Genomic DNA, 10,822 nt, shown 5'->3' on the forward strand with positions numbered 1-10,822 from the left:
TCCAGTCACACCGCTCCTGAATAATCTGGCTCGGGTCAAAAACAGCGACCGTGACCTTGGAACGCATGATGATGTCGTACAGCTGGTTGCCGCCTTGGTATGACTGACTTGATCTTGTCTGAAGCAGGTGAGCCTCATCAACAAGCGCCACATCGGCAATTTCAGCCGGCTTATCGTAGTCATAAAGCGTTACTTTCGCCTTACTCTGATATTTTTTGCCTTCCTCGGTTTCGACTTTCGAGCTCTTCTCGTTGATGAACCCGATTGCCTTGGTCACTTCGGCCACGGTTTTCCGGCCCGTGACACTGGAGGTATTGACCTTATCCATCCCGAGTTTCTTTGCGATATTCCGGTAGACGGTGAGCTGCTGGTCATGGTTGACGATGAGATCCACTTCACTCTTATCGCGAGCGCCCCGCATATCGCCGAGTTCCTCGTTCAACCGATAGAACAGATGACTGAGCAGGACGGTCTTGCCGGTTCCCGCCGCTCCAGCAACCAGAATCAGCGAATGCGCGGGAGTGTTCCCGGATTTTTCCGCCTGTGAGAACGCGCGCAACTTGTTTTCGACAATATCCATGATGAGTCGCGCAGCCTTCCGCTGCTCATCGGTGAGGTTATGGAACGGGGATGCTTTGAACAGCGCCGAGTCGAAAATGACCTGTTCATCAGGAAACAGCTCGGGGCTATCCGGGTGCTTTTCGCTCCAGAAATTGCCAAGTCCGCGCCAGATGTCATGGAATATCTGGGTGGTCATTTCGGACTGATGGTAGTTGCTCTGCGGATTGCGCCGGCGATTCATCAGTTTCTTGACGTCCGGGACACCGACCATATAGTCAATGAGACGGTCTTCGATGTCTTCCGTCATCGACTTCGTGAAAAACTGGTCGCAGATCAGCACCTGTTTGTAGGAGCCAGGTTTTTCGGTGAGTCTTTTCGCGACTTCAGCCCAATCGGATCTGCCCGAAGGATCCGAGTTCAGATGTTCCCTGACACGACGGGCGATGTCATTGGTCTCCCCCACGTACACGGTATAGCCGCGCTTCCACTTATAGCGGTCACCATCAACACCTTTCGGTAAGCTCCGAGAATCCTTCTCTTGCGAATCCGCTGTAATCGAGGAATCGTCACGGCTTTCTAGAGAATCCTCGATGTCACTGCCGTCGGAATCAGATGAGGCAATATACCGTCGGACAGCGTGGGCATTTTCACTGTCAGGGTTGAACCAGATTTTCCGGCCATCGACTGTATCGTATTTCAGCGTGACATCGTACGCGCCGGTCTCCTCATTGCCGTAGACGATATACACGACTGGATAATCGACAGTTTCAATACGACGGCAGTTCAGGTATTTCCGTGAAGCTGCAGAAAACGAATGTTCTTCCGTATCATCTTTCAAATGTTGAACAGCACGATTGGCGAATGCACGCGAAGCGGACTCAACAACGGAATGGTCAAGAAGTCCCGCATCGTCAGCCTGCTCCTGAACAGCGTGCTGGTACCCCTCGGCGAAGAAATGAAGCAACTCCGTCTCTAGTTCCGCCTTTAACGGCTGCTCGTATTCTCCGACATCCATGCAACGGTCATAATCCATTTGGATGAACGATGGCGTCTGGTCATCACGTTTGCCGGCGTGCCTATTGAGGAGATGCTTCAACTGGTTCTCGAGTTCTCCGGCAAGCTCGGCTTCATCGATAGCCGGCAGTTTTTTGGGGAGATTATTGTGAGAGCTCATGCTATGACCGTCCTTGACGCTACCGCCCAAGGATACTTGGGAATTGTTGTGATTCCCTACAGTCCCAACCAAATCCGACTGTTCAGCCATTATCTCTCCCTCTGAGCCAACTCTTTGGAATCATTGTAGCGGCAATGATGCGCGTCTGTATGAATTTCGACTTCAACTATTCATGTGAAATAGTTCGATGTATCGATGTACCGGCTATAACGTGAGATTGATGAATTATAGCTGTGTCGTCGAAGGCATAGTAATCAACCTACTATTTTGCAATGATGCGTCACCCCTCTCCCCTAAACTAATAGCACCATTGAAATCACCAGCAAGGAGGCGCCATGAGTACTACCGCGCAAGTATCCGTGCCCGCTTCCATCTGGAAATGGGTGACGACCATCGGGTCTTCCCGCAAGCTTTCCCCCGAGGATCATCGCCGTATCGACAGCTGGATGTCCGGCAACGCTACGCCGACAGTCAATCAACTCGTCAAACTGAGCAGCAAACTGGAAGTACCATTCGGATATTTCTTCCTCGCCGAACCCATTGATGATACACCCGCGATTTTCGCTCATCGAACCTTGAGAAATTCTGCCATCAGCCGTCCTTCCCGGAATCTGCTTGATACGCTGGACAGCATGCAAGCCATCCAAGACTGGATGAGGCAGGACGCCATCGACCACGGTGAAGCGCCGATGCCCTTCGTAGGCTCTTGGCACCTCCAACACGCCGATGCCGCCAAACTCGCAACAGCAATCCGCGAACAGCTCGGATTGATGACTACTTGGTATTGCCAAAACGACCATTGTCTGCAAGCGGACAAAGCCTTCACAACTCTGCGCAAGCATTGCACCGACGCAGGAATCATTGTGATGCTCAACGGCATCGTAGGAGACAACACGCATCGCACGTTGGATCCGCACGAGTTCAGAGCGTTCGCGCTGATCGACGAATATGCTCCGCTGATTTTCATCAACCGTGCCGACAGTGTCAATGGTCGAATCTTCTCCCTTGCCCACGAAATCGCGCACATCTGGCTTGGCAAAGAAGAAATCTACAACGACGAATATCAGCAAACAGACAACTCCCCGATCGAAGTACTCTGCAACGCGGTGGCGGCGGAGCTGCTCATCCCGCAGCAGGAATTCAGCCGCCAGTGGCAGGCAACGCAAGCTGACGGCGACACTGGCTACACCGCGATAGACAAACTCGCGCAAGTATTCCCAGTTTCCCATGTCGTCATCGCAAGGCGTGCACTGGACAATCGTTTGATTCTCCAGGATGTCTACGACCGTGTTGCCAAGGAATCCGCTGAACAGTGGGAGAAGCATCGAAAGTTCTCTTCCGATGCTTCCGGCGGCAACTATTTCCGCACGAAACAATCCAGGTTGGATCATCGCTTCGTTGAACATCTCGCCGCCAGTGTCTGCGAAGGACAGACCTCCTATACGGATGCATATCGGTTGACTGGCACTAATCGGAAAACCTATCCCAAGCTGCTTGAGACTGTAGGGGCATGACGATGACAACCATGGGCACGACCTCCGAGAACAATCCGCGCTACCTCATCGACACAAACTGTCTGGTCACGCCTTACAACGATTATTATCGGCCGCGCTATGCCATGTCGGCTCCTTTCTGGAAACGACTGAAAGAACTCGTTGACCAGAAAGAAGTCGGAATTCTTATGCAGGTCGAAAAGGAGATCCTCGCTGGCAGTAAGGACAACGACGCTTTGAACGACTGGATGCAATCAGTCAAACAAACCATCATCAATCCGCTGCTCGACTTGTCGATACGTGCAGAGTATCAAAGCATAATGCGATATCTCGCTGATGGAAAGAATGAATTCTCGCTGAAAGCACAGCGATCTTGGATGTCATTAAAAATCGCCGACCCATGGTTGATAGGGTCCGCAAAGTGTTTCAACGCAACAATCATCACCTTTGAAAAATCGGTCGGAAGAGTCAAGGGACAGCCAGCAGCAAAGGTAAAGATACCGGACATTGCGGCAGTATACGGCGTCCGTTGCATCTCACTTTTCGATTTTATGGATGAGGTTAGCGGATTTTAAATCGTGTGCATGAGCGTATCTCTTTTGCCCAACTGCGTCAGGAAGCACGGACATTGATTCTCAAGCATGCGCTAGAGGACTGATCTGATGAGTCTGACGTCGGTTCCTGACTGAGACCCGTCACAACTCGCCCGGCAGCATTGCTGGGTGCCACCCGCAGACTGCCCGGACGCATTCGCGCGGCGGGAGTTTAGCCCGATTCTGTCAATCAGCCGATATGTTCCCGGGAGAACTCGCGGATTTTGGGATTTGGTGATTATCTGCCTAATGAGAATGTTGGAATTCCGCGGTTTTTACACAACGGCAGGAATCCGTGGTTGGGAGATTATGCGTCGAATGGCCCATCCGCGGTAAACTCCCGGGAAAACACGGGACTTGGCCCGCAAAGTGACCGAATCGCACTCATCTCCCACAACAGCGCGGGACTTTACCCGTCAAACGACCAGTTTGCTGTAATCTCCCAAAATCTCCCAAGATTCCCGGCGAGCCCCAACGCCCGCATGGGAAATCATCCCAAACAGACCCGTCAACGGATAAAGTCCCGCACACCAGCACTCGTACTAGCAAGTGCCAGTAGGCGTCAGCCCAACCGACGCGCGCCAATCGGCACGATACCGCGCACCAGCCCACGCACGCTAGCAAGCACCAGCACCTACCGCCAGCGCCCGCCAACCCCACCCCGAGCCTACATCGAAGCCGCCGTAGGATCAGAATCCAACTCCGCCCGCAGCGCGGCAATCTCCCGCTGCACACCGTCCAGGTGTTGTGCAGTACTGTAAAACGGTGTGTCCCGCCGCCCGTGCGCCAAATCACGGTAGTGGATAATCTCCAGCTTCTCGTAATATTCAAGCGCCTTGAGCGGACTGCGCTTGACTCCCCTGCCATCGCGATATGCGAGCGCCAACCTGCGGTACAGGGATTCTTCGTTCTCGGCGAACCAATCCTGCATGTCGTCGTCGGTGACCTCGTCGAGGATGTCGAGATACGCCTGCACGGCTACTTTCTCGTTGCGCGGCACGCCGTAGCCGTTGAAGAACATGTCGGCCATCTTATAGCGCGCCTCAGGATTCGTCGGATCGGCAAGATACGCCACGTTGTAGCAGTTGCAGGCTTTGACGTCATCACGCTCGGTCCCGTGGGCGTACTGGTAGCAGTAGCCCAAGTTCAGTGTCGCCCTAATACCACCACGTTCCGCCGCAGCCTGATAGTATTCGAAAGCCTTGGTGTAATCCTGCTCGCCGAGCACGCCATCGTAATAGTACGAGCCGAGCAGGGTCATGGCTCCGGTGACGCTCAGCGCCAAATCAGGCAAGTCGTCACCGGAATCCGGTGTGGTACGAATCACCTCTTCCAAAGTGGAACGCACGAAACTCGCCGCCCGCCCGCCGACTACGCTTCCGGCATCTTGCATGATCCGATGCGCAGTGGGCACGAACAGATTCTGCACAACCGCCCACACAGGCACCCCACCCTGCTCGTTGATCTGCCGTTCGATGTTCTGCAGCGTTTCAACGGTCACCGGCCCCATCTCGTCATGGTTCAGCGACTCCTCGAAGGACATGTTCTCATCATCGTCGAAATCGTCCATGGTCTTCCCTTTCCCTCGTTGGTTCCCTTGCCAGTTCCCTTGCTTGCGGCTGCATCATGACGCGTTGCGTTGCCTCATGTTGCAGAACTTGCGGCCCTTCGCCGACCGGGCGCCGCGCCTGTTGCGGCTTCCGATATCTTTCTACTCTACGCGATAGCAGGGTTGATTCCAACTTCCGCATGATTGTGCGGCTGTAGGCCTGAACAAAGCGACTTGCGGCTGCGGTCTCAAGCTGCCCATGGTGCCGTGATACCGTGGTGCCATGCTGCCTGCGGAAAGTTGCGATTTCCGCCACAGACTCGTATCCGTCGCCGCTTAACCTCACGCCGATAGCCGACGACGCAGCTCCTTGCCGAACGCCACCAACGCTTTATCGCTCCCCGCCGGACCGATCAGGCACACGCCGCACGGCAATCCCTGTGCGGTTGCGATAGGCATGTTTAAGGCGGGAAGCCCGCCGATGCCGGCCAAGGAGGTCAGTCGCATCGTCTGTTGACGGGTGCGTGCCGCGGTTTCGGTGTCATCCTGCTGCGCAAGGGTCGGGGCAACAGTGGCAGCTGTCGGCATGAGCAGCACCCTGTTGCCGATCAGCGACCTGACCATCGCGCGCGACTGTTCAAGCCGTTCCAATCCCCGGCGGTATGCGGTCTCATCAATCAGCGCGTCATTGCGGAACCGTCCCGCGATATCCGGGGCAATTGCGTCCATATGCCCGCTGACCCAGTCCCCGTTGGCCTGCCACGCCTCGTAGCCACGCACTACGGAGAAAATGTCAAGGAACCCGTCGAACATGTCGGCGTCGAGCGAGAGCTCATCCCACGTGCCGTTCCGGGCGGCGGCTCTGGCGGAAGCTTTTATTGCGGCGGTGCCGGCAGTGTCCGTGGTGACGGCAGAATCCGTGCCGGCGCTGGTTGCCGCATCGTCTGCGATATTCGCGGCGGCCTTGGTGCGATGATGCGCGTCAGCCGTCGTGCTGCGCATACGTTCGCAGGAACGCGCGAACGCTTCGGCGACATCCGCGTCAACCATCTGCCTGGGCAACACGCACACCGCCACCTCGCCGGACAATGCCGCCGAATCCCGGTCAGGCAGCATCACTTGCGTCACGGCATCCATGGTCTGCACGTCACGGGTCATCCAGCCGACCGTGTCGAACGAGCCGGACAGCGGGTGGATGCCTTCGCGGCTGATTCGACCGTGCGTTGTGCGCAATCCCCACAATCCTTGATACGCGGACGGAATGCGGATCGAACCGGCGGTATCGGTACCCAAGCCGATGGCCGCCTGCCCTGCGGCGACAGCGCTCGCGGGCCCCGACGACGATCCGCCGGGCACACGCCCGGGAGCCCTTGGATTCGGCGGCGTGCCATAGTGCGCGTTTACGCCGGCGAGCGAGTACGCGAATTCGTCCGTGCGCGCGATGCCGATTACATCCGCGCCGGAATCAAGCAGGCGCTGGACGGCCGGGGCAGAATGCTCCTGAACCGACGCATCGGCCAGATATGCGGGATTCCCAGCCCCAACACGTTGCCCGGCGACCGCATACAGGTCTTTCACAGCGACGCCCATGCCGGACAGCGGACCTGGGCGGGTGGCGGCAACCAGCGGCGTGCCGACGACACGCCAGATGGTCGGGTCGATGGCGGAACTGTGGTTCTCCGCGTGCACTGTATTCGCCATAGTCTCTGTGCATCCGATAGTCATCGTCGGTGTGATATTCGCTGTGGGTGTGGCGGCATTGCTCTCCCCTACATGCCGGTCCGTGTGCCGATCTGTGCGCTGATCTCCATGCCGTTGCGATACCCCGCGCGGAATCTGCCCTCTCATACCGTTCCTCCCGTCTCAAGTCCTGCGTATCCTGCTCGTCAGACGAACGCCCCGCCAAAATCCGAATGTTGCCTTCATCCTAGGCCCGCTACATCAAGGGTGTGTGACGAAAAGACGTGTGACGAAAAGCGCGCGTCGAAAGGGCATGTGACGATATCAAACTGATCAATGAACCACAATCTGCACGCGAGACCCGCCGCGAGACCCCGTAGATACGGCAAGAGAAAGCAAGGGGCTCGGAAACCGTTGCAATAGCGGCTTCCGAGCCTCTTTCCAGTTACTGGAGTGTACTGGGATTATCTGAAATCATCTGAGATTCGCGGCTTTTCCCGCAGAATCCCGGGGATTCCGGCGATACGCTGTACCGAGCGCAACGCAACCCCGGCGTCACTCCAGTTCGAGTCTCCATAAAGAAATCCGCGTAATTTGTGTATCAGCTGTGTTACTTTTTCTTGGCTTTATCACTCATTTGGATCACATCAATTCATATCGCACTCAAAGTGTACTCAAAATGTACTCACTCATAATTCCCTATCCACATTCATAATGTCCTACTGACCATACTCATCCAGCATTCTTGATTTCTCTGTAGAGATCAGAGATCACATCACTGAGCTTTCGCTTTTGGAGGCTCTTCTCAAATTCTTTCTGCACATCCTGCAATTTGTCATACAGCGCGGCGTGGATATTCCTGCCGACCGGGCACAAAGGATTCGTATTATCATGGAAGCGGAAGAGATCTTCCTTGTTCTTTTCCACAGCCTCATACACATCATAAAACGTGATCTGATTCAGCGGTCTTGTAATCGCGATACCGCCCGGCCCCCTCTTGATCTCAATCAGACCGGCATTCCTGAGATCAGACATCAGGTTCCGAATGATCACCGGGTTGCTTCCAATGCTTGAGGCGAGGAAATCACTGGTCACTTTCTCTGTTTTGCCAAAATATTCAACCGCAGCCAGAATGTGGATTGCTAGCGTAAATTTAGTTGAAATCTGCATGATTTTTCATTCTCTCTGATTAAGTTGTCACCTTCATGACCGCCCCTGTGGGACAGATTGTCACACAGTTTCCACAATGCAGGCACCGATTGTGATCAATCACAGCCGATCTCAGTGACAAATCAATGCAGTCCTGCGGGCACACTGAAAGGCATTTTCCGCATCCATCACACTGGTCGCTGATTTGATATCCGCCAGTTTTCAGAGCAGATGTCCCGATGGCACATGTTCCTCACGTACATGCGCCGGATCGGGGATGTCGAAGAAATTCCCCGCATAGAACTCCTGGCCTTTTCTGCTCTGCCGTCCGATGTTTCATATCTGTGCATCCGCATCAGAGGGAAATTGATTGTTCCGATCGATATCGCGGTCGCTGTCTTCAATACATTGAAAAATACGCTGAATGGATCGTAGAACCAGCCTCTTACCGTATTCACGGTTTCATATGCTTTAGTCCGCGATTGCACCACATGACGCACCGCTATATTCGCAGTCCTTCAGCTTTCCCTCTGGCAGGAAGCACATCCTGCGCTGCTTCTTCACGAGCTTCTTCACAAAGTCGGTCGCCGGATTCTGAAGCAGTTCCTTCGGCGTCCCGTACTGCTGAATTTCTCCGTGATCCATCACCAGTACCTTCGTACCTAGCTTCAGCGCCTCCCTGATATCGTGTGTGACAAAGAGAATCGTGATGCCGGTCTTCCTATGAATCCCTTTCAACTCATTCTGGAGCTGCCCTCTTGTGATGGCATCCACTGCGCCAAATGGTTCATCCATCAGCAGAATATCCGGAGAAGCCGCAAGTGCTCTTGCAATACCGACTCTCTGCTGCTGACCGCCGGAGAGCTCCGAAGGATAGCGTTCCTTCATGGACGGATCCAGCCCGATGATCTGCATCCATTTGTCAACCGCCTTCGCTGTTTTCTTCTTGTCCTTTTTATTCAGCAGGCTCGGAACATAGGAAATATTCTGCTCCACGGTCATATTCGGGAAAAGCACACTGCCCTGAATTGCGTATCCGATCCCGCGGCGGAGAGCAATCATATCCTTATTCCGGATATTTTCTCCATCGATCAGAATGTCTCCACTCGTCGGCTGAATAAGGCCGTTGATCATTTTTAGAGCCGTCGTCTTTCCGCATCCGGAGGAACCGATGATGGTGACAAATTCGCCTTTTTCGATTTGCAGATTTAAATCCGGGATAATGACCGTATCCCCGTACGATTTCCGGATATGCCGGAATTCAATCGCTGTATTCATCTCTTATTTCACCAGCCCTTTCTCCGTCAGGAATGCCTCTGCCACGTCCGCAGGCTCCTTCTTTTCCGTCTCCACTTCATAATTCATTTCCTGCATATCGGCTTCCGTCAGAATTTTGTCAAATTTCTGAAGCGCTGCGCCAAGCTCCGGATACTTGTCGAGTACATCTTGACGAACGACAATACCGCACTGATAGGATGGATACATATGTTTGTCATCCTCAAGCACTGTGACGTCCGCCTGGGAAAGCTGTCCGTCCGTCGTATTGACCGGCATGATATCGATCTTTCCGCTGTTTATCGCCTGATACTTGAGGCCCATGTCCATGTCACTGGTTGACTTGAAGGTAAGGCCGTAGGTACTGCAGAGCTTGTCATAACCGTCCTGCCGCTCAAAGAAGTCGTATTCCGCGCCGAAGACCAGCTTTCCGTTGACTTTCCGCAGGTCGGAATATGTCTTAAGTCCGTACTTGTCTGCAATCTCCTTCCGGACTGCAATGCCGTAGGTGTCATTAAAGCCCAGCATCACATCCCAGGTAAGCCCCAGCTTGTTCTGATACTCTTTCTGTAGTTCTTCAAACTGGTCCTCCGAGTACAGGCTGTCGCGTTTCAATACCATGTTCCAGCCGGTTCCGGTGTACTCCGGGTAGAGATCAAATCCTCCGCTCTCCATAGCCGGTTCAATGTTGGATGTGCCACCGCCGACACCCTGCGTCAGATCTACGGTCAGATGCGTATCCTGTTCGATCATGGTTTTCAGCATTTCTCCGAGAATATACTGCTCGGTCATCGGCTTCGTAGCCAGATGAATCACCCTTTTACTTTGGTGGGGAATCGCAATGACGGCAATCAAGCAGACAATCAAAGCAACTGCGGTCACCGCCATTATCCGATTCTGTTTTTTTGCCTTCTTTCCATGCTGATTCATTCTCTTTTCCACAAAGCCAAGAAGAAAATCCACAACAAGGGCCAGAACCGCGATCAGAAGGCTGCCCGTTATCGTCATCGTCGCATTGTTGGTCGTGATACCGCGGTAGATGGCGACACCCAGTCCTCCTGCGCCGATAAAAGAAGCGATACCGGCAAGGGCAATTGTCATTGTGACCATATTCCGGATGCCGGAGAGAATCACCGGCATCGCAAGAGGCATCTGCACGCGGAACAGGATCTGCCTCTTTGTGCTGCCCATTCCTTTCGCCGCCTCCAGAATCGCAGGATCCACATTGGTCATACCCGTGTAGGTGTTCCGCACCATCGGCAGCAGCGCATAAATCGTGAGCGCGATGACCGCCGTGGCATTGCCAATTCCGGAAAAAGGAATCAGAAAGCCCAGCATGGAGATGGAT

Annotated in this window: 9 protein-coding genes; 2 read left to right on the forward strand and 7 right to left on the reverse strand. The window is 54.1% G+C overall.

Annotation, left to right across the window (positions count from 1 at the left end; all coding sequences use genetic code 11):
* On the reverse strand, positions 1-1,825 hold a 1,825-nt coding region (locus ACI38B_RS04000; RefSeq protein ID WP_439729620.1), incomplete at its 3' end, for a DNA/RNA helicase domain-containing protein.
* 245 nt (positions 1,826-2,070) lie between these two features.
* Here ACI38B_RS04000 and ACI38B_RS04005 point away from each other — a divergent pair.
* Together ACI38B_RS04005 and ACI38B_RS04010 are read left to right on the forward strand one after the other, a co-directional pair.
* On the forward strand, positions 2,071-3,249 hold the full coding sequence (locus ACI38B_RS04005) for an ImmA/IrrE family metallo-endopeptidase (RefSeq protein WP_439729621.1): 1,179 nt from the start codon (positions 2,071-2,073) through the stop codon (positions 3,247-3,249).
* Positions 3,246-3,803 carry a DUF4411 family protein gene (locus tag ACI38B_RS04010; protein ID WP_439729622.1) on the forward strand — a complete coding sequence of 186 codons (558 nt, stop codon included), beginning with the start codon at positions 3,246-3,248 and terminating at the stop codon, positions 3,801-3,803. The genes ACI38B_RS04005 and ACI38B_RS04010 overlap by 4 nt, the downstream gene beginning before the upstream one ends.
* A gap of 685 nt (positions 3,804-4,488) precedes the next feature.
* On the opposite strand, the gene ACI38B_RS04015 is transcribed toward ACI38B_RS04010, so the two are convergent.
* From ACI38B_RS04015 to ACI38B_RS04040, 6 genes are all read right to left on the reverse strand, one after another.
* Positions 4,489-5,391, reverse strand: a complete 903-nt coding sequence (locus ACI38B_RS04015) for a tetratricopeptide repeat protein (protein WP_439729623.1) — start codon at positions 5,389-5,391, stop codon at positions 4,489-4,491.
* Positions 5,392-5,712: 321 nt separating this feature from the next.
* Positions 5,713-7,071 (reverse strand): amidase family protein, encoded by a 1,359-nt coding sequence (locus ACI38B_RS04020; RefSeq protein ID WP_439729624.1) that lies wholly within the window; start codon positions 7,069-7,071, stop codon positions 5,713-5,715.
* Between the two features lie 711 nt (positions 7,072-7,782).
* Positions 7,783-8,220, reverse strand: coding sequence for an Rrf2 family transcriptional regulator (locus ACI38B_RS04025; protein ID WP_439729625.1), 438 nt, complete (start codon positions 8,218-8,220; stop codon positions 7,783-7,785).
* A 19-nt stretch (positions 8,221-8,239) separates the two neighbouring features.
* Positions 8,240-8,440: a DUF362 domain-containing protein gene (locus ACI38B_RS04030; RefSeq protein WP_439729628.1), complete on the reverse strand. Its 201-nt coding sequence runs from the start codon at positions 8,438-8,440 to the stop codon at positions 8,240-8,242.
* 230 nt (positions 8,441-8,670) lie between these two features.
* The gene (locus ACI38B_RS04035) at positions 8,671-9,477 is read right to left on the reverse strand and encodes an ABC transporter ATP-binding protein (RefSeq protein ID WP_439729626.1); all 807 of its coding nucleotides are present in this window, start codon (positions 9,475-9,477) and stop codon (positions 8,671-8,673) included.
* Between the two features lie 3 nt (positions 9,478-9,480).
* Positions 9,481-10,822 (reverse strand): ABC transporter permease/substrate-binding protein (locus tag ACI38B_RS04040; protein ID WP_439729627.1); only part of this gene is annotated, 1,342 nt, incomplete at its 5' end.

The sequence above is a fragment of the Bifidobacterium sp. genome, from assembly GCF_051876855.1.
Taxonomy (GTDB): domain Bacteria; phylum Actinomycetota; class Actinomycetes; order Actinomycetales; family Bifidobacteriaceae; genus Bifidobacterium.